The 19438-nt window shown below is 49.5% G+C and carries 19 protein-coding genes; 9 read left to right on the plus strand and 10 right to left on the minus strand.

What is annotated here, in order from left to right; genetic code table 11:
• Window positions 1–6: 6 nt before the first annotated feature.
• The 3 genes from ACVA58_RS22200 to queF form a co-directional block, all read right to left on the minus strand.
• Window positions 7–1563: a diguanylate cyclase domain-containing protein gene (locus ACVA58_RS22200; RefSeq protein ID WP_446512539.1), complete on the minus strand. Its 1557-nt coding sequence runs from the start codon at window positions 1561–1563 to the stop codon at window positions 7–9.
• 134 nt (window positions 1564–1697) lie between these two features.
• Window positions 1698–3977 carry a GGDEF domain-containing protein gene (locus tag ACVA58_RS22205; protein ID WP_446512540.1) on the minus strand — a complete coding sequence of 760 codons (2280 nt, stop codon included), beginning with the start codon at window positions 3975–3977 and terminating at the stop codon, window positions 1698–1700.
• 154 nt (window positions 3978–4131) lie between these two features.
• Window positions 4132–4977, minus strand: coding sequence for an NADPH-dependent 7-cyano-7-deazaguanine reductase QueF (queF, locus tag ACVA58_RS22210; RefSeq protein ID WP_446512541.1), 846 nt, complete (start codon window positions 4975–4977; stop codon window positions 4132–4134).
• A gap of 63 nt (window positions 4978–5040) precedes the next feature.
• Between queF and syd the strand changes: the two genes are divergently transcribed.
• Window positions 5041–5607 carry a SecY-interacting protein gene (gene syd / locus ACVA58_RS22215; protein WP_446512542.1) on the plus strand — a complete coding sequence of 189 codons (567 nt, stop codon included), beginning with the start codon at window positions 5041–5043 and terminating at the stop codon, window positions 5605–5607.
• A 3-nt stretch (window positions 5608–5610) separates the two neighbouring features.
• On the plus strand, window positions 5611–6387 hold the full coding sequence (locus tag ACVA58_RS22220) for a Zn-ribbon-containing protein (RefSeq protein WP_446512543.1): 777 nt from the start codon (window positions 5611–5613) through the stop codon (window positions 6385–6387).
• 76 nt (window positions 6388–6463) lie between these two features.
• On the opposite strand, the gene ACVA58_RS22225 is transcribed toward ACVA58_RS22220, so the two are convergent.
• The 4 genes from ACVA58_RS22225 to ACVA58_RS22240 form a co-directional block, all read right to left on the minus strand.
• On the minus strand, window positions 6464–6742 hold the full coding sequence (locus ACVA58_RS22225) for a hypothetical protein (protein WP_446512544.1): 279 nt from the start codon (window positions 6740–6742) through the stop codon (window positions 6464–6466).
• 76 nt (window positions 6743–6818) lie between these two features.
• Entirely contained in the window at window positions 6819–7049 is a 231-nt protein-coding gene (locus ACVA58_RS22230; protein WP_446512545.1) for a DUF2789 domain-containing protein, read from the minus strand.
• Window positions 7050–8668: 1619 nt separating this feature from the next.
• Window positions 8669–8974 carry a DUF3301 domain-containing protein gene (locus tag ACVA58_RS22235; RefSeq protein WP_446512546.1) on the minus strand — a complete coding sequence of 102 codons (306 nt, stop codon included), beginning with the start codon at window positions 8972–8974 and terminating at the stop codon, window positions 8669–8671.
• A gap of 58 nt (window positions 8975–9032) precedes the next feature.
• Complete coding sequence (locus tag ACVA58_RS22240; RefSeq protein WP_446512547.1) at window positions 9033–10079, minus strand: DUF3549 family protein; 1047 nt, start codon at window positions 10077–10079, stop codon at window positions 9033–9035.
• Between the two features lie 111 nt (window positions 10080–10190).
• Between ACVA58_RS22240 and ACVA58_RS22245 the strand changes: the two genes are divergently transcribed.
• The 3 genes from ACVA58_RS22245 (at window position 10191) to ACVA58_RS22255 (ending at window position 11784) form a co-directional block, all read left to right on the plus strand.
• Window positions 10191–10511, plus strand: coding sequence for a YqcC family protein (locus tag ACVA58_RS22245; RefSeq protein ID WP_446512548.1), 321 nt, complete (start codon window positions 10191–10193; stop codon window positions 10509–10511).
• Window positions 10512–10513: 2 nt separating this feature from the next.
• Entirely contained in the window at window positions 10514–11254 is a 741-nt protein-coding gene (gene truC, locus ACVA58_RS22250) for a tRNA pseudouridine(65) synthase TruC (RefSeq protein ID WP_446512549.1), read from the plus strand.
• Window positions 11255–11319: 65 nt separating this feature from the next.
• Window positions 11320–11784 carry a flavodoxin gene (locus ACVA58_RS22255; RefSeq protein ID WP_446512550.1) on the plus strand — a complete coding sequence of 155 codons (465 nt, stop codon included), beginning with the start codon at window positions 11320–11322 and terminating at the stop codon, window positions 11782–11784.
• 79 nt (window positions 11785–11863) lie between these two features.
• Here ACVA58_RS22255 and ACVA58_RS22260 read toward each other — a convergent pair whose 3' ends face one another.
• The 3 genes from ACVA58_RS22260 to map form a co-directional block, all read right to left on the minus strand.
• Window positions 11864–12244, minus strand: a complete 381-nt coding sequence (locus ACVA58_RS22260) for a DUF3461 family protein (RefSeq protein WP_446512551.1) — start codon at window positions 12242–12244, stop codon at window positions 11864–11866.
• Window positions 12245–12346: 102 nt separating this feature from the next.
• Window positions 12347–14920 carry a bifunctional uridylyltransferase/uridylyl-removing protein GlnD gene (glnD, locus tag ACVA58_RS22265; protein ID WP_446512592.1) on the minus strand — a complete coding sequence of 858 codons (2574 nt, stop codon included), beginning with the start codon at window positions 14918–14920 and terminating at the stop codon, window positions 12347–12349.
• A gap of 163 nt (window positions 14921–15083) precedes the next feature.
• Window positions 15084–15959 (minus strand): type I methionyl aminopeptidase, encoded by an 876-nt coding sequence (gene map, locus ACVA58_RS22270; protein WP_446512552.1) that lies wholly within the window; start codon window positions 15957–15959, stop codon window positions 15084–15086.
• A gap of 326 nt (window positions 15960–16285) precedes the next feature.
• Here map and rpsB point away from each other — a divergent pair, with 326 nt between their 5' ends.
• The 4 genes from rpsB (at window position 16286) to frr (ending at window position 19432) form a co-directional block, all read left to right on the plus strand.
• Entirely contained in the window at window positions 16286–17014 is a 729-nt protein-coding gene (rpsB, locus tag ACVA58_RS22275; RefSeq protein ID WP_255042443.1) for a 30S ribosomal protein S2, read from the plus strand.
• Between the two features lie 112 nt (window positions 17015–17126).
• The gene (gene tsf, locus ACVA58_RS22280) at window positions 17127–17972 is read left to right on the plus strand and encodes a translation elongation factor Ts (protein WP_446512553.1); all 846 of its coding nucleotides are present in this window, start codon (window positions 17127–17129) and stop codon (window positions 17970–17972) included.
• 91 nt (window positions 17973–18063) lie between these two features.
• Window positions 18064–18792, plus strand: a complete 729-nt coding sequence (gene pyrH / locus ACVA58_RS22285; protein WP_428656246.1) for a UMP kinase — start codon at window positions 18064–18066, stop codon at window positions 18790–18792.
• Window positions 18793–18874: 82 nt separating this feature from the next.
• Window positions 18875–19432 carry a ribosome recycling factor gene (gene frr, locus ACVA58_RS22290; protein ID WP_446512554.1) on the plus strand — a complete coding sequence of 186 codons (558 nt, stop codon included), beginning with the start codon at window positions 18875–18877 and terminating at the stop codon, window positions 19430–19432.
• Window positions 19433–19438: the final 6 nt, after the last annotated feature.

Consider the following 19438-nt stretch of genomic DNA (forward strand, 5'->3'; position numbering starts at 1 on the left):
GTTAGATCAGAAAATCCAGAAAATTCGATTGCTGCCAGCGCTGCGTGCACCAGTGAGGGCCTTGTCGGTTCGTTCAATGATGTCAGCGGGGGTATCGTTGCTCTCGAATAGAGTGGCCCCCATCGATACCGTGATGGCGATGTTGTTCTCTCGAAAGCGGAATGGCAGCTGTGCAATGGCTTGGCGAATAGCGGTAAGGCGTTGGTTGCGCTGCTCTTCGCTAACATCCGGTAGGATCAGCATGAAAGCATCGTCGCCGAAGCGGCCAATAAAATCGGTAGGCTCTAGCTGCTTGCGAATCGTCCGGGCGATAATTTTTAAAATTTTATCACCGGCCTGATGGCCATAATGCTGATTCACTGTGCTGAAGTTGTCGATGTCGACCAAGGTCACGCATAGCGGGTGTTGATAACGCAACCATCTCCGGTACTCGTGTTCGAGACGGTCATTGAGTGCACTGCGGTTGTACACCTTGGTCAGGTTGTCGAGGAAGATTCGCTGTTCTTGATCAGCTAGCCGTTGGCGGTAATCCATTGTTTGATCGTAAAGGTGTTCGACCTTCGATTTGTTGTAGCTGAGCTGCTCAAGTAAGGCTTTTTCCCGTTTTTCCAGCGCTTTATTACGCTCGGCAAGCACCAGTAACTCTTTGGTCAGGTGCGTCAGCTCGGGCCGCCAGCTATCAAGCTGCTTATGGGTTTGCAGACCAGATTTGATTGACTGGGCCAGCTCGGCCAGTTCGTCGGTCATCTCACCACGGTGTTCGTATATGGTGTGACTTTGTTCGGCGCTTTGCTGAGTGGTCTTGCAAAGGGTACCCAGCTCTCCGTTCACATTATCAAGAAACTGTTGTGAGGCTTGGCGCTCTTGGTGGGTGCCAGCGAGCACCAGACGCAATACTTCGAGAGCGATTGTCAGTAGTTCTGATGGCAGTACGCCTTTGAGCAACTGATTCCTGATGGTGAGCAGTTTGTCGCCAGCTTCCCCGTCGAAGTCGAGCTCGGTGATTAAGTTCTGTAACTCGGCGGTCAGCTTCATCAGCAAGTCTTGCTGAATAGCTGCCGGGTTATTTTGCAACCCCTGGGTGGCGACTAGCTTCAAGGCTCGCTCATACAGCGACATCAAACCAAGCACATGCTGGAGTGACCCGGACAGTGTCGTGGCGGGCTGGGAGAGTAGCTGGTGGAGGTCGCGTTTTAGCTGGGCGGGAAGGCCGGGGAAGCGGCGTAGGATCTCACTGTTACGCTGGAACTGTTTATCCAGCAGTTCCCGCTCTTTGGGGTGGGCATCTCCCATCCTGTTTGCCAGCCGTTCAACGACTGCAATCCGCGGGATGAGCAGGCTGATGTCTTTCTGCTGTTCCAGATCCTGGCGCAGCATGCTCAGTTTATCATCCAGCTCTGAGTCTAACCCACGGCAAGCCACAGATAGCCTGCTGATCAGACGTTTCAGGATCGCGATCTCCCGCCGGGACTTCAGAGTGGCGTCACGGTGGGTAAGTTGAGCTTGATCTAAACGCAACTTCAACTGACTCAATTGGGAAGCTACGGCATTTATGTCTGTCACAGGGCTAAAGTGCGGTCCATGGTGGTAAACTTGTTTCTTATCAGATGTTTAATAAGGTGATAAGGAAGTTCATGCTAACAAAAACGCCCTTCTAATTCATAGTTATCGGCCATGAAGCGATTAATTCCATCAGATTAACTGATATTTTTGTCAGAAACGTGATCGTTGTTCCAGCTAATGTCGCAACTACCTGACGTTTGTACTTTTACCAGCCCATTTTGGATGCCTTGGATACATGAGCGGCGGATATTATCGCTGGCAAAACTGGCGGCAGGGGCTGCATCTATTGCACTGAGGTGAACCCATTGGCTGCCGGATTCTTGTTTACTGATCTCCCGGGCGGCATTGGTTGCCATCAGTAAGATATCGAGCAGCTCGTGGTCATTGATCGCGGTGTAGGCCCGAGGGAGGAATGGGTATTCTGCCATGCCAATCCTGACCCGGTTGTCGATGTGCTTGTTTTCGAGGAAGCGGTCAACCAGCTGTTGGAGAGAGCCCGCCAGCTGCTCCGGTGCCGAATCGAGCCGTGAGTTCGGTTCGATATACAGGAACATCGCATCGGAGAAGTGGTATAGCCGAGCCGGTTCGCAAATTTGCTCTGTGAGGTACTCACCAAATTGTCGCTCGAGTTCCAACCCTTGCTGGTAGCCATGCTTGAGATAAATGTGCTTGAGGAAGGGGACCTCGAACAGGGCGAAACGCAAGCGATCACTCAGTGGTTCGTTGATGATTTCGCCAAGGTGCCATTGCTCGAAGTTGGCGCTGCTCTGCTGCAGAGAATTAGGCAGTTTGGCGGTCAGCATCCGTAGGTTTCGCAGCCCGCTGCGCGGGTGGGTATAGAAGTCATTACGCAGGCGTAGCAAGCGTGCCTGCAGTTGTTTGGCGGTCTTGTGGCGCCTCATTAGCATGATGAAGATGACACCGGTCAGGCAGAACAGGAAAATGGTGACGTTTTTCTGTTTGTACAAGGCCTTGCTGTTCTCAAACTGCTGGCGCTCCAGCTCTTCGAGATGCAACGAGCGCTCAAGCATACGCTGTTGCTGCTTGAAGACTTCGACGTTGCTTTTTACCTGCGCCTGTTGTTTGGTCGTGAACAGTTGTTCGTAACGGCGCTGGCTTAGCAAGGCATTGTAGAAATCGCTTTGTTGTTCGAATGCTTTGGATAGCAAGCTTTCCCCAGTCAATTGGAGATCACTGTTGCCGATACGGCTGGCAGCAATCAATCCGGCTTGAAGGTTGGAGATGGCCTCTTCAATATTGCCCTCGGCCAGCTCCAGCTCTCCTTGGAGAATTTGAGCGTCGGCGAGAATGGCCTCGTTACCGGTCTGGGTAGCAAGCAAGCGGGTATGGTGCAGGTACTGCTCTGATTTCGGGTAGTTATATAGCTGGAGGTAAACCCGGGCGATGTTAAGTCTTAGCCTCGCCGAGCGAATTTCGCTGTTAAGTTGGTTTTCCTGATCCAGTGCGTTGAAGTAGTGGACCAGAGCCAGGTTGTAACGGCCTTGCTGTTCATAAATGGAAGCGATCAGTTCCAGTGTCTTGGCAAGTGGCCGGCTGCGATCGTAATGTTCGAAAAACTCACCGGCTTGGGTGGCGTGTTCCAATGCTTTGTCAAAGACCTTACGTTGCTCGAACAGAACCGCTAGCTCGTAATTGGCAATCGCCGTTTGTGCTTGGTCTTCATTTTCGACAGCAAGCCAGTAGCCGCTCAGCAAGCGGTCCAGTGCGGTATCGTAGTGACCATGCTTGAAATAATGTCGGCCGACAACCAGTTGGTAATGGATTAATTCACTGGGATCATCGAGGTTGATCAGGTAGCGTTTGGCCTTGAGGAAGCCTTTTTCTGCCAGGTTTTCTTCTGCGGTGGCTGACTGGATGATCGAGCGTTGCATCAGTGACTGATATTGCAGTCGTTTTATCTGGCTATCTAGCATCAGGTTGGTGCTAGCGGTAATTTCTGCGTCTATCTGATCCAGCATTTTTAGCGAACGGACGTTATTTTTAAGGTTGCCCCAGTATATATCGGCACGGATCAACTGGCTTTCGAGCCGGCTGAACGTGAGGTTTTCCTCAGCTGATATATCGGCTGCCTGCTTGATAGCCGCCAATGCCTTGTCAGGTTGATTGAGCAGCAAATGGGCCTTGGCTAAAATTTGTAACGCATTGACGGTGCTGAGTGGTGTTCGGATCGAATGGTCAGTTTCGTCATTGATGTGGACGCGGGAGGTTTCTTTGGGAGCGCTTAACCGACGCTGGTCGAGATAGCGGGTGGTGATAACCAAAGATTGCTCAGGATTGGTTTGGAGCAGCTCATTGGCTTCTGCCAGAATTGGCGTGGTAAAAATTTTAGCTTGTGTGCTGAACGAGATGATGCCAATGAACAGCAAACGGAACAGCCAACGGCTAGCAGACATACTTTCAAGAACCCAAAAAAACAGTATTACCAATATTAATGGGTTAGCTTATCAAGTCCAGCAAAGTCTTCGAATTTGCTGGACTTAAAACAAACTGAGTAACATTTTGCACATTTCTGTGTATTAATCAGCTAGGTATTATCACAGCGCTGTATTACTGCCTTGCCAAACGGAAGTTATCGCTTGGGGTTTTGCCCATGTTGGTACGGTATGGGTTGATGTCCAAACCACCACGGCGGGTATAGCGGGCGTAAACAGTCAATAGCTCCGGTTTACAGTATTTCATGATGTCGGTGAAAATACGCTCGACACATTGTTCGTGGAACTCGTTATGGTTACGGAATGAAATTAAGTAACGTAGGAGCTTTTCACGATCAATTTTCTTACCGGTGTAAGAGATGCGTACGCTTCCCCAGTCTGGCTGGCTGGTGATCAGGCAGTTAGATTTTAGCAGGTGGCTGTGTAAAATCTCAGTGACATTTTCCTCTGATGCAGCCCCTTCAAGGTAGGATGCATCAAATTCATAGTCAGTGATTTCGATATCTTGATCATCAATACATTCGCCAAAGAAGTTAGCGATAGGTTGGTCGTCAAAGTCCGATATCGGCTGAATGGTGACATCAACATCTTCACCGGCACATTGGGTTAGATCTTTCTGCAGAATATCGGCGACTTCCTGCCAGCTCGCAAACTTAGTTTGGTTAAAGCTGTTTAGGTATAGCTTGAATGATTTTGACTCAATCAAATTCGGGCTCGTCGCTGGTAGGCGAACCTCACCAATGGCAACCTGTGGCAAGCCTTTGCTGTTTAGCCAAGAAAGCTCATAGAGTGTCCAGATATCATAGCCTGTGAATGGCAATGTTTCGCCAAGAGCGAGATCGTCTCGATTCAGGCTACGAGGCACTGGTTGAAGAAGGGAGGCATCGTATTGATCTTTGTATTCGGTACCCTGACCTAAGGTCAAACCGGCTAATTCTTTCGCGTCTTGATATTTGCTCATACTGTCCTGGACACACTTGGATTAGAATAGGCAAAGTTTACTTAATCTTTTGAGAGGTTGCGAATGAATCATCCCGTTGCAACGGCGTTATCTGAATTTTCTTCCCGTTTTTTGCAAGCATGGTGTGATGCCGATCAAGGTTTTCCTCGCAGTGATGACTTGATTGGTCTACCTTCGCCTTGCGTGAAGGCCGATGATGGTTACGAAGTGAGCTGGCAACCGGTTGTCCGCTCACCAATCGGGGATCTTGCTGGTGTGGAAAAAGGCATAGAGCTTCGTCTGCATGAAGATATCGTTGCATTCTACGGCACCCAGTTCAGCGGTGATATGGCTGCTAGGTTTCAAACCGTGACGGGTACTATCGAGTTTGATTTGCTACAGGCTTTCAATGAAGACGATGTGCAGCGTTTGCAGGAAAATATTCTTGGCCATCTGGTGACCCAGCGTCGCTTAAAGCTCAAGCCGACGGTATTTATCGGCGCAATGGATTCTGAAAGTGAAGTGGTATCGGTATGTAACCTTACCGGTGAAGTGATCCTGGAGACATTGGGCAAAAACAAGCGAGAGGTATTGTCACCAAACCTTGAGCAATTTTTGGCAGCCCTGCAACCTGTGGTAAAGGCCGAATAAGTTATGTACGTCGTCGAATTGCAATTTGAATGTTTTGATAACACCACCATTGCGGCAGTGGACACCGCCATCAACGGTTTGATGGATGCTCTGCGCTATAACGGCCAGGTGCTGGGACGCGAATTTCCCATCGTGATGGATGAGGCCACCTTTAAAGTGAGGGCTGTGTGTCCTGAAGAAGAAAGCCTACATGCCCGCTTCAACAGCCCGCAGGTGAAAGCCTGTATAAACCGCCTGAGCCAGGCCAGCCTGCTAAGTCCCAAGGTAAAGCTGTTGGGAAGGGATCTCAATTCAGAAGCGGCTGCCGAGGATTTCTCACCGAGCTGGCAGGTGATGTATACCACATATGTGCATACCTGCTCGCCACTGCGCTGCGGGGATACCCTGATGCCGATACCACTTTACCGCTTGCCTGAGCCGACACTGAATGGTGATCATAAAGCGGTGGTCAAGTGGCAGACCGAATGGCAAGCCTGTGATGAGTTACAAATGGCAGGGGCGTGCCAAGCCGAGCATGCGGCACTGCATGAAATTCGTGATGCCGACAGTGATATTTTCCGCCGAGGCTGGGACTTACGCGGACGAATTGAGTTTATTACCAAGATCCCGACTTACTATTACCAGTATCGGGTCGGCGGAGAAAGTCTTGAAAGCGAACTGAACCGTCCTTGTCCGAAATGCGGTGGCCAATGGCACTTGGATGAGCCGTTGCATGGTATTTTCCATTACAAGTGCGACAAGTGCCGTATTGTTTCTAATCTATCTTGGGACTTCCAATAGGCGGTATACCCAATTGAGTGACGAGCGAGGCGCAGGATTAACCTGCGCCGCTAGACCGTTATATTACTACGGTAAACTAAGCCTGTTTGCTTTCCAGTTGCTCCAGCCGTGCTGTCAGTGCCGCAACCTGCTGCTCCAGAGTGGCAATTCGAACTTCGGCGCTAGGCTGCTGGTCAACTTTTTCTATTTTGGGCACCCGTGAGTTCGACTTCCAACTCTGTAATGCTTTGATGATCAGCGGCATTGGCAGGGGATCAACTAACCTCGATTTAATTAAGGCCACCGAGGGCTCTTTGCCTTCTGCGACCAAAGCGTCGATAGCGTTGGTAAGGGCTTGGGTGATTTCTGAGGACATGCGGTTTCCTTGTTGCTGTCTTATATCGAGCATTTTCCCTCGAACGGGCTAATCAACACAATAGCCACAAGTGCGGTTATTTTCTCAGTAACGCATCAAGTTGGTCTATCACCTCACACCAGTCGGCATCCTGCTCTTGTGATTCTTTGAGGAAGAGTCTTTGTGAAGGTTGCCAGAAATTGGCTTCAGATAACTGTTCATGCTGGGCTAGACGATGCTCTGCCAGAAAGATTTCGATAAACTCTTTGGAATTGTTCAGCCCTAATTGGCTGAAAAGAGAGGCAAGGTTGTGGTTGAAGGTTTCCATGGACACTCCTTGGCTAGCGCAATTGATTTATACCCAGTAACTTGGCTATAAGGGTAATTATAGAGAAATATTTCAGACCGCTAGCTCTGATTAATTTATCGAAAACGTCCATTCATCTCATTGCTGTGTGAGAGATCTCTTACAAGGGTGTGGGACATTTAGGAGAGGTAGTTAGTAAACAAGCTACTTGTTTCTCTATAAGTTGTTGTTTATCATTGTTTTTGTGTTTTTTTCTTATTTGTCGGTTATCTTTAGGGCCAGAGATTATCTCTAAGGTGGCTGTTTTGTCAGGGGAGAAATCCGTAATATTAATCCTGTCGGAAGGAACTGACGGAACGGAACAGGAAATAAACCAAGGATTTGGTTAGTCTCAGGATGAGACCGGTGTACTAGGATGGTATATCGAACAAGGACTGTGAAGGGATAGCCGAGGAACGGCACAATGGTAAGCAGGATGTTTACCAGTCAGGATGACAAAGGACCACTTCAGGACGAAGTTAGGGACACCTCCAGGATGGATGTTGAGAGTCAGGACAGGATGGACTGGCGGGTCAGGAAGGCCACAGGATCACTTCAGGACGAAGTAAAAAAGGACAATGCTGAAGGAATACAGCTGTCAACGGAATGATGCAGGGAGCACCATAGTAGCGGGATTGCTGCACGTAAGACCTAAGGGCGCAACGCAAGTTGCGCCCGCTCTTTTTTCTGCTTCTCAAAACCAGCTCCAGATACCCCATCGTTTACTCTTCGGCTTATTCACTTTTCTTTATAAACACTGCACCGACTGTTGGTATTTGGCACTAGGCGAGTGAAATACTTTGTCTAGCTTCTATATCACTAAATAACCCATTATCTGCAGATCATATTGTTAAACTCGTAATAATTTTGACTATTCTCTGTAATCAAATTGAAATACGGTATTTTAAGCTTGTGCAATTGAGTGCAGTTATGGCCTTGCCTCCTTGTGAGAGATCGCTTACAAAGCTGTAAGAATTGCAAAGATCATATTTAGATAAAAGAGGAAGTTATTCTTGTTTTGTCTTTATTAATCAAATAATTAACCTTTTCATTTTTATGGTGAATGATCTCTGTGGAGATATGCGGTCAGATAGTCAATTGTATGAGTGAGCAAAAGGCGTAATATGGCCCTTGTCGACAGGATAGCGGCACAGGAACTGGAACGCAGTAGGATACTGCAAGCCTAGGAAGGGCGGTGCTAACAGGGTTGTTAGCTGACAAGATGTCATGGACACGGAATGGATACCGTCGGGGATCAGGATGATTACCGTCAGGATGAACAGGACTGCTTTGGAAAGGCTGGAACACCTCAGGGATTGGGGCTTTAAGGATAGCGCTCTAGGACAGGGCAAGAGGATAGCTTAAGGATAAGTGTCAGGAACCCTTCAGGATGAAGGCAGGGACACCGCCAGGAAGGATGAGAGAGTCGCAAAAGGACAACGCGGCAGGTCAAGGAACTACCAAGGATAACCCGGGGATGGGGTTTAGGGATTACCGCTAAGGATTTAGAACAACAAGGATTGTCGCAGGGAGCACCATAGTAGCCGGACTGCTGCATGTAAGACCTAAGGGCGCAACGAAAGTTGCGCCCGTTCTTTTTTCTACTCCCCCGGCATCCTGTGGGGCGGTATGTGGATAGTCAGCAAGTGAAATCCTTTCATCACAATATGCCCCTGATAGGCATCTTGCCCACTGGCGGAAAATTCAAACAAATAAGTGGTATGCCACCCCCAACGGCCGTTGCGATCACGAAGGCGGTGTTCTCCCCGTGCAGTATTGAGCAGTTGTAGCCCTAAATGCTCACAGCGTTGGTTGATAAAAAAATTGGCACGCTCTGTCTGTCGCCGCTGTTGCCAGAACAGGTAGCCAACAATTGCCAGCAGTAAAATACCTAACAGGTTATCCATTTCTTACATTGACTCCATTACATCCTTGTTTTTCCGGGCCTTCCGGCCTAGAACATCCTTATTGCTGTGGGCTTCGGGCATGTTGCTGAAGCTTTATAATAGCCTCAACCAGTGCTGGGTCTGCTTGCCCGTGTAGTACCTGCAACATTATGCCACGTAGCATTGGCAGCATCACCAAATCGGCAAATAGCTGGTTGAATAGGGCTTGATCACCCGTTTCAGCAAGGCGCAGCAGGAAGGTACTCGCTATTTTGGGATCAGCCAGGCCATTCCAGCAGCGACCAGCGATAGCAACCAAAACCTCTGGGTGGCAAAGTTCTGGTTGGGCTAGCAAGCGCTCAAGCGGCTGACGAAGCTGGGTGGTTTCAGCACCGGATAGGGCGCGGATCAATGCAGCAACGAGAAACAGATCAGGGGTATCGACAGCTGTTTCTTCATCCAGGCGTTCGGCGAGGCGCGCAGCCAGTGGTTCAGGTAGTTGGCAGTGCTCCAAACAACCGAGCAAAGCATAAAGCGGCGTCAGAGGCAGGTTGTTGGTGGCTTTGCGCAGCAAAGTCGCATTGTTCTCTTGCTTGATGCGAGCGCAGACATCAGCTAAGCCTTGTAGACCGACACCCTGCCACTTGTCCCAGCCCTGTTCACCGGTAAGGTAGTGCTGGGCATGCTCGTAGTAGTGGCTGGTAGACAAAGAAAGTTGGCTGCGCAACTGAGCATGGAAGATGGCCATTTTGTCATCGCTTGGCTTGAAGGTATACGGATTAGCTGCGAGCTTTTCCTGCTCTTCTTCCGTCGGGGTGCTATTAAGGGTTGCTCCCATCGCTTCGATAACATATTTGATGAAGTCACCGACAGCGGCTTGCTTTAGTAGGCCGCGTTCATCGAGCGGTAAGCGTAGGAACCATATCCACGGTGGGTTGTCAGCTTGCCAAAATGAGATCGACAGGTGGGCATGCTGCTGCAGAGGCCATGGATAGGGCTGGCGGTTCTCTTCTACTGCCTTGAATTGTTCAACATCGATTTCACTGACGCGGCGGCCAAGGTCAAAAATCTTGTACTGGCACCCGGCATTGTCTAAGAGTTGGGTTAGGGTATGAAAATTATCCATGGGCAGTCTCAGTGCTCTTTAATCAAGGAGAACGAGTATATACCCAAACTTCATTGAGGTGGTATCCTTCGCCCCTTATCAAAATAACATTCATCATTTAGAGGGGGTGTGATGGATAAATTCCGTCATTGCCAGCTGTTGCTGGATAAGCTAACCACGGTTTTGCAAACGTATGATCATTGGGAGGCCGAGCAACCACCGGCTGAGGCGCTGAACAGCTGCCAACCGTTCGCCATTGATACCCTGCGCTGCGAGCAGTGGCTGCAGTGGATATTTATCCCCAAATTGAACCACATGCTTGCCATGAAGATGGCGTTGCCTGCGGCATTTGAAATTTCCCCCTATGTTGAGGAAGCGATGAAGGAAAACAAGGGTCAAGCGGCAACCTTGGCTGTGACTCGCGAACTTGACCAATTATTTAAGAGTAAATAGTGATGGAACTCGAAATCCTTTACCGTGATGAACACCTGGTTGCGGTTAATAAACCTGCCGGTATGCTGGTGCATCGCTCTTGGCTTGATCGTCATGAGACGGTGTTTGTTATGCAGACCCTTCGCGATCAAATCGGCCAGCATGTGTTTCCGTTACACCGGTTGGATCGGCCGACTTCCGGTGTGTTGCTGTTTGCCCTGTCGAGTGAAACTGCAGCGCTGATGATGCCTTTGTTTGCCGGGCGGGATGTGAAAAAGACCTACCATGCAGTGGTGCGAGGCTGGGTGAAGGAAGCGGCGGTATTGGATTACCCACTCAAAGAAGAGTTAGATAAAATTGCCGATAAAGATGCCAATAAAGACAAAGAAGCTCAGTCGGCTGTTACCGCGTACGCACCTTTGGCCAAGGTGGAAACCGATATTCCGGTTGGCCGCTATGTGACTAGTCGTTATTGTTTGGTAGAAATGAAGCCTGAGACAGGGCGTAAGCATCAGTTGCGCCGCCATATGCACCACCTGAGCCACCATATTATTGGTGATGTTAATCACGGTGATGGCCGCCATAATCGGATGTTCCGCGAAAATTATGACTGCCGCCGATTGATGTTGCATGCTTCGCGCCTGCAACTGCAGCACCCCCTAACGGGCGAACAGCTGGATATCCGTGCCGGTGTCGATGAGCCATGGCTGCGGGTGATGGATGCATTTGGCTGGGAAACCGAGTTGATGGCACCTTGCGATTAAACTTGCATCTAACCGCTTAAAAGACCACATTTAACATGTAACTAGAACACAAAGGAAGGTGTTGGATGATGGCAAGAATAGGTGTATTTGTCGGCTCGGTATTCGGCGGAGCTGAAGAGGTTGCAGAAGAAGTAGTGCGTTATCTGGTGGAGGCTGGCCACAAGGTTGAACTGTTTCTAGAGCCGACATTGGATGAGTTCCTCGGTTATCAACAAGAGCTGGCGTTAGTGGTGTCCTCGACCACGGGCCAAGGGGAGATCCCCGATAACTTGCTGCCGCTCTACCAAGCGCTCAATGATTCCTTTCCTCTGATGCCCCAGCTGCGTTACGGGGTGATTGCACTGGGTGATTCGAGCTATGGTGAAGATCGCTTTTGTGGTGGCGGACGTCAGTTTGATGAGCTGCTGGTTCAGTTGCAGGCCAAGCCATTGACGGAGCGGTTGGATGTGGATGCTTGCGTTCACTTCGATGCACTGGAAGTTGCGATGCCTTGGATCGAGGGCTGGGCCAAGCAAGCTGATGCGGCTTAGCTTTTATTCGAGTTAACATACTATTCGAGATTGGAGCCCTTAATTGGGCTCCATTTGTATCAGTGAAGAGGGGAGGGGGTTACTTAAGCTTTTCTAGATCAGCCTCGATCTCGGCGATCTTGTGACTGACTACTTGCTCCAGGTGGCGCAGGTCACCAAGGATCTTCTTCTTAATATCAACTTCACTATGCTTTTTGTTGGTGATGCGATCCAGTTCGTCGATGATAAACGTCAGAGTGCGGTTGATCTCCGTTACTTCTTTGTATTCCCGGCTCCCGCTGTTGACCATGACGGTTTTACGCTGGCGGGGAAATTTGAACTTCACGCTTTTGGCAAATAGCTCGCCTTTTTGTTTGGCAAAGTAGATTTTTAAAATGTCATTGGCGGCTTCCTGCCGCAGGCTGTAGCGTTCAATCGTTTCCGGCTTTTCAATGCCGATGGCTGTGAGGTTGGGGTACATACTGGCCTCGTGCTTCTGTTATTGGTGTTGATGTTGGAGTGTTGTTGTTCTTGTTGGTTTGGCAACGGGAGTGACTGTTGCTAGCCCTCCCGTTGTTTTTTATTATTGTTTTTCTAGTCGCTCTATCAGCGCATCCCTCAGCTGAACTTGTTGCTCTTCGCTAAGTTGCTCGCCGTCTTTATTGGTGACGATGAAAAAATCTTCGGCCCGTTCCCCGATGGTGGTGATTTTCGCGGCTTGTAAGCTGATATGCTGACGGGCAAACACCGAGCCGACCCGGGCCAATAACCCCGGCATATCCAGTGCGACCAGCTCGATCATGGTTTTCTTTCCCGATTTTGTTGGCAGGAAGTCGACCTTGGTTTTGACGTTGAAGTGCTGCAGTTTGTAGGGCGGACGCTTTTTCTTGCGATCGGACTTCATATGGGTCAGGGCGTTGATCAGTGCCCGGCGCACCGTTTGGTGGCGGCTTTCACTTAGGGCCTTACCGGTAGGATCAAGCACCATGAAGGTATCGAGGGCAAAACCATCCTTGCTGGTCATGACCTGGGCATCGTGGACACTGAGGTTTTTCTTGTCCAGCTCGGAGACAACGATAGCAAATAATTTTGCTTTATCGCGACAGTAGACAAAAACTTCAGTACCGCCACGAGTCGGCTTTTGGCTGATCAAGATCAGAGGCTTACTATGATCCTCATGCTTGAGGATAGCTTCGGCATGCCAGGCGATTTGCTTGTGGGTATGGCGCAGGAAATAGTCTGCCTTGAAGCGCTGCCACAATACTTCGATATCGCGAGGTGCAAATCCCTGACTTCGAAGCAGGGCTGAAGCCATCTGTTGATTGTGGCGGATCCGCTCACGAATATCGGGCGGGTTTTCGAGCCCGCGGCGCAGGGCTTTTTGGGTGGAGTAATACAGCTCGGCCAGTAGGGTGCGCTTCCAGCTGTTCCACAGTTCCTGGTTGGTAGCGCAGATATCAGCCACGGTGAGGCAGACCAGGTGATCGAGTCGTTCTTCGTCACGTACTTCCTTGGCAAACTCGGTGATCACTTCCGGATCGTAGATATCACGGCGCTGGGCGGTGACCGACATCAGCAAGTGTTGGTTGACCAGCCATTTGACCAGATTGGCCTCGGGTTTGGACAAGCCGTGCTGAAGACAGAAATCATAGGCATCGACACCACCGAGCTCGGAGTGATCGCCGCCGCGTCCTTTGGCGATGTCATGGAATATGGCAGCGAGTAGGAGGATCTCTTTTTTGGCAACCCGAGGATACACTTCGCAGCAGATCGGGTGTCGGTCCCGGTTGATCGGATCGTTGAATTTATTGAGGTTTTTTAGCAGCCTGACGGTATGCTCATCGACAGTATAGACATGGAACAGGTCAAATTGCATCTGACCGACAATCTGGCTCCACTGTGGTAGGTAGGCTGACAACACACCATGGCGATGCATCAGGCGGAAGGCCTTTTGCAGACAGTTGGGTTGACGAACCAGTTCCATGAATTTATCCCGCGCAGCAGGGATCTCAATTAAAAAACGGTTAAGACGACGGCGGGCGGTACGCAGCTGTCGCAGGGTCGGGGCGGCAATCCCTTCAATCTGCGAGTTGCGGGCAACATGCAGGAACATATCGAGGATAGTTTCCGGCCTTGCTTGGAATAGCGCCGGTTTTGTTGCTTCGATAAGGTGGCCACGCAACTGAAAATCGTCATCAAGTGCAATAGGGGCGGGGGCTGTGCCCTTATTCAGAATGGCTTGGTCAAACAGCTGTAATAACATCTTGTTGAGCTCGGCCACGCGGCGCAAGGTACGGTAGAAATCTTTCATCATCATTTCAACCCCGCGGTTGCCCTCACCTTGGTAGCCCAGCAACTCTGCCACCGAGGCTTGGTGGCCGAAGGTCAGACGGTTGTCATAACGGCGTAGCTCGCTGTGGAGGGCGAAACGGATCCGCCATAACGAGTCTTGGCATTCGACCAGCTCGCGGTATTCGGCATCGGTCAGGAAACCAAAGCGGCTCATTTCGAGCAGGCTGGTGGCCCCGAAATGACGACGGGCTACCCAGCTCAAGGTATGGATGTCGCGTAGGCCTCCCGGACTGGATTTGATATCTGGTTCAAGATTATAGGTGGTATCGTGATAGCGGGCATGGCGGGTTTTCTGTTCGTCTAGCTTGGCTTGGTAGAATTGCTCGCTGGGCCAGAAATTACCGTCGTTAAGCCGTTCTTCCAGCTGCTGGTAGGTCTCTGGATTGCCGCATAGCCAGCGTGATTCCTGCAGGTTGGTTGCCACTGTCAGATCATCAAGGCCAATCGTAATGCACTCATCAATTGTACGGACACTGTGGCCGACATCGAGCTTGAGATCCCACAGCAGGGTGAGGAAGGCACTGACCGTGCTGCCGGTGTCATCGTTAATTGGTGCCTGGCTGAGGATAAGGATGTCGACATCCGACAGGGGATGTAACTCGCCGCGCCCATAACCACCGACGGCAACTAGGGCCAGCGTCGGGTGCTCGGTAAGGCCAAAGTGCTGCCACAGTCGGTCGAGTAGGTGGTCGGTAAAGCGTGATCGGGCTTCGACCAAATTCGTTACCGGGGTATGAGCCAGAAACTGGGCCTTTTGGCTGTCGCTAAACTGATCCAGCTCTTGGCGGAGCTGCTCTGGCGCCATGGGATCAACCTGTTCGGTTGTTGGGTGAGAAATAGGATCTGTCATTGCCGTCCGTGCATAGTCAATACTCTTGGTATAACCCTATCACGGTCGGGACTGATAGCAATAAAAAAGCCGACCCAAAGGTCGGCTCAGAGAATCTTCAATCATGCTAAGGCGTGACTTAGTTATTCATCAGACGCGGGATAGTGTCATCGCTACGCAGAGTCAGCACTTCACAGCCCGTTTCGGTCACTACGATAGTGTGTTCGTACTGCGCTGATTTTTTGCCATCGCCAGTGTAAACCGTCCAGTCATCGGCGGCATCAACGGTACAACCGAATTTACCAGCATTGATCATTGGCTCGATAGTGAAACACATACCTGCCTTGAGTACCGAGCGGTCGCCATTGCGGTAGTGCACAACCTGAGGCTCTTCGTGGAATTCACTGCCGATACCGTGGCCGCAGAAATCTTTAACAATAGAATACTTGTTTAAAGGATTCTTCTTGTTGTTGTCTTTGATGAACTTCTCAATCGCTGTACCGATATCACCTACGCGGGCTCCTGGCTTGACCTTGCGCATACCCACATACAATGCTTCCTGAGTGACGCGGCATAGACGCTTATCCGCAGGCGTCACATCGCCGACTAGGAACATTTTTGACGTATCACCATGGTAGCCCACGGGACGTACGCTCAAATCGGCATTTTCGTCATTCGGTACAATGACCGTGATATCAACATTGATGATATCGCCGCTCTTGAGAACAGCTGGTTTCATCTGGCCGTTGCTACCCATCTCATCCTGGCTGGCAGGAATGCCGTGGCATACGATGTGGTTGATAGACGTACAGATAGATTTTGGAAAACCGTGGTAATCAAGCGGGGCCGAGTAGGCGCCTTTCTCCAACGCATAATCATGACAGATTTGGTTTAGCTCGTCTGTCGTCACACCTTCTTTGATGTGAGGTTCGATCATTTCCAGCACTTCAGCGGCCAAACGGCCGGCTGCGCGCATTTTTTCGATCTCTTCAGCCGTTTTGATCTTGATGCTCATTCAGTCTTCTCTATTTGTTTGTTACCTCTTCATTACATGGTAACAGTGAGGGGGCTGGATGGAAACCAAGTTTAGGTACAATCACTGAATTGAAAACATTGGGACTGGATTTTAGTAAGAGAAATATGGTATAAAGCGCGCCGTAATTGGATGATTGAGTTTCGACCCAGTCATGCCGGTTGCACTAAACTTTAATTAATCATTCACACATATCGGCACGTCTTCCGGGGTGCCCAGCAGCTTTTCGCGAAGCTGTAACGCCTTTGGCGTTGTCTGGGTCGGTAAGATGGGGTATGTGGACGCCTAACCCCATAGAGGATTATTCAATGGCAACTGTATCAATGCGCGACATGCTTAAGGCTGGTGTACACTTCGGTCACCAAACTCGTTACTGGAACCCAAAGATGAAGCCATTCATCTTCGGTGCTCGTAACAAGGTACATATCATCAACCTTGAGAAAACTGTACCAATGTTCAACGACGCTCTTGCAGAAATCAACAAGATTGCTGCTCGCAAGGGTAAAGTTCTTTTTGTTGGTACTAAGCGTGCAGCCAGCGAATCTATCAAAGAAGCTGCAGTTAACTGTGACCAGTACTACGTAAACAACCGCTGGTTGGGTGGTATGCTGACTAACTGGAAAACTGTTCGTCAGTCAATCAAGCGTCTTAAAGATCTTGAATCTCAGTCTACAGACGGTACTTTCGACAAGCTAACCAAGAAAGAAGCGCTAATGCGTACTCGTGAAATGGAAAAGCTTGAGAAGTCTCTAGGCGGTATCAAGAACATGGGCGGCCTACCAGACGCAATGTTCGTAATCGATGCTGATCACGAACACATCGCTATCAAAGAAGCGAACAACCTGGGTATCCCAGTATTTGCTGTTGTAGATACTAACTCTAACCCAGATGGCGTTGACTTCGTTGTTCCAGGTAACGATGATGCAATCCGTTCTATCCAGCTTTACACTGGTGCTGTTGCTCAAACTGTTACTGAAGCTCGCAACCAAGATATCGTTGTTCAAGCTGAACAAGACGGTTTCGTAGAAGCTGAATAATAACCAGCTCTTTGAGCATCTTAAGTTACCTTGTGTAAACTAAGTATGGTTACCAGGGGCCTATTTTCGGCCCCTGATTTTTATATCAAGTATTTAAACTGAGGATATAACGATGGCAACAGTTACAGCTGCCCTAGTTAAAGAACTGCGCGAACGTACTGGCGCAGGCATGATGGAATGTAAAAAAGCGCTTGTTGAAGCGAACGCTGACATTGAACTAGCGATCGAAAACATGCGTAAAAGCGGTGCTGCTAAGGCTGCTAAAAAAGCAGGTAACGTTGCTGCTGAAGGTACAATCCTAATCAAAGACGCTGACGGCGTTGCAGCACTTCTTGAAGTTAACTGCCAAACTGACTTCGTTGCTAAAGATGCAAACTTCCTAGCATTCGCTAACGAAGTTCTAGAAGTAGCTCTAACTGAGCGTCTAGACATCGCTGCACTTCAAGCTAAATTCGAAGACGCGCGTATCGCTCTAGTAGCTAAAATCGGTGAGAACATCTCTATCCGTCGCGTTGAGTTCATCGAAGGTGCTAAAGTCGGTTCTTACCGTCACGGCGAGCGTATCGGTGTTGTTGTTGCTGGTGAAGCTGACGAAGAGACTATCAAGCACGTTGCAATGCACATCGCTGCTTCTAAGCCTGAGTTCGTTAACCCAGAAGACGTACCAGCTGACGTAGTTGAGAAAGAGAAAGCAATCCAGGTTGCTATCGCTGTTGAATCTGGCAAGCCTCAAGAGATTGCAGAGAAAATGGTTGTTGGCCGTATGAAGAAATTCACCGGCGAAGTTTCTCTAACTGGTCAAGCATTCATCATGGACCCATCTCAAACTGTTGGTCAAATGCTGAAAGCTAAAGGCGCTACAGTAACTAACTTCATCCGCCTAGAAGTTGGTGAAGGCATCGAGAAAGCTCAAGAAATGAGCTTTGCTGATGAAGTAGCAGCAGTACAGAAGGGTTAATCCTTCTTGCTAAGAACTCCAAAGACCGTAGCCTAGGCTGCGGTCTTTTTACAACTCCGTCTCTATATTTGTAAGCCTGGAAGGTAAACTAATGACCACGAATCCTAAACCGACTTATCAACGTATTCTACTCAAACTCAGTGGGGAAGCACTGCAGGGCGAGGAAGGTTTTGGTATTGATGCACAAGTTCTTGACCGTATGGCTCAGGAAATCAAAGAACTGATTGAATTAGGTGTACAGGTTGGCCTTGTTATTGGTGGTGGTAACCTGTTCCGTGGTGCAGGCCTTGCTGAAGCAGGTATGAACCGAGTTGTGGGCGATCACATGGGTATGCTAGCAACCGTGATGAACGGTTTGGCAATGCGTGATGCGCTACACCGTGCCTATGTGAACGCTCGAGTAATGTCAGCCATTCCTCTTAATGGCGTTTGTGATAACTACAACTGGGCTGATGCGATTAGCCAGTTGCGCCAGGGCCGAGTGGTCATCTTCTCTGCTGGTACGGGTAACCCGTTCTTTACCACAGACTCTGCTGCATGTTTGCGTGGTATCGAAATCGAAGCGGATGTTGTTTTGAAGGCAACAAAAGTTGATGGCGTGTTCACAGATGACCCAGTTAAGAACCCAGATGCTGTTCTTTGTGATAAGCTAAGCTTTCAAGATGTTCTTGAGAAAGAACTGAAAGTAATGGATTTGGCCGCATTTACGCTTGCTCGCGATCACAGCATGCCAATTCGCGTGTTCAACATGAACAAACCTGGTTCCCTACGCCGCGTGGTAATGGGCGAGCAGGAAGGTACGTTGATCTCTAACGACTAAGTCTTGCGAGTAAGTGACGCCACTTATTCTTATCGGGAGCACCTAGGCTCCCGTCTTTACCGAATCATTAAGGGTATTAATCGTGATTGATGCAATCAAACAAGATGCGCAAGAGCGCATGGGTAAAAGCGTTGAAGCGCTGAAAAACCAGCTGGCTAAAGTACGTACTGGTCGTGCACACCCAAGCCTGCTAGATACTATCTATGTTGAGTACTACGGTGCAAATACGCCGCTTAAGCAGCTTGCAAACGTTGTTGCTGAAGACTCTCGTACTTTGGCTATCACTGTATTCGACAAAGAGCTGACGCAAAAAGTTGAAAAAGCGATCATGATGTCTGATCTGGGTCTTAACCCAATGTCTGCCGGCACTGTGATCCGCGTTCCATTGCCACCGCTAACAGAAGAGCGTCGTCGTGATCTGGTTAAGGTCGTTCGCGCTGAAGCGGAGCAAGGCCGTGTTGCTATTCGTAACATCCGCCGTGACGCTAACGCAGACGTAAAAGCACTTCTAAAAGACAAAGAAATCTCTGAAGATGATGATCGTCGCACTCAGGACGATATCCAGAAGCTGACTGATGCAGCTGTTAAGGACATCGAAGTGATTCTAGAAGCGAAAGAAAAAGAGCTAATGGAAGTTTAAGGCGCA

The sequence above is a fragment of the Photobacterium sp. DNB22_13_2 genome, assembly GCF_052873915.1.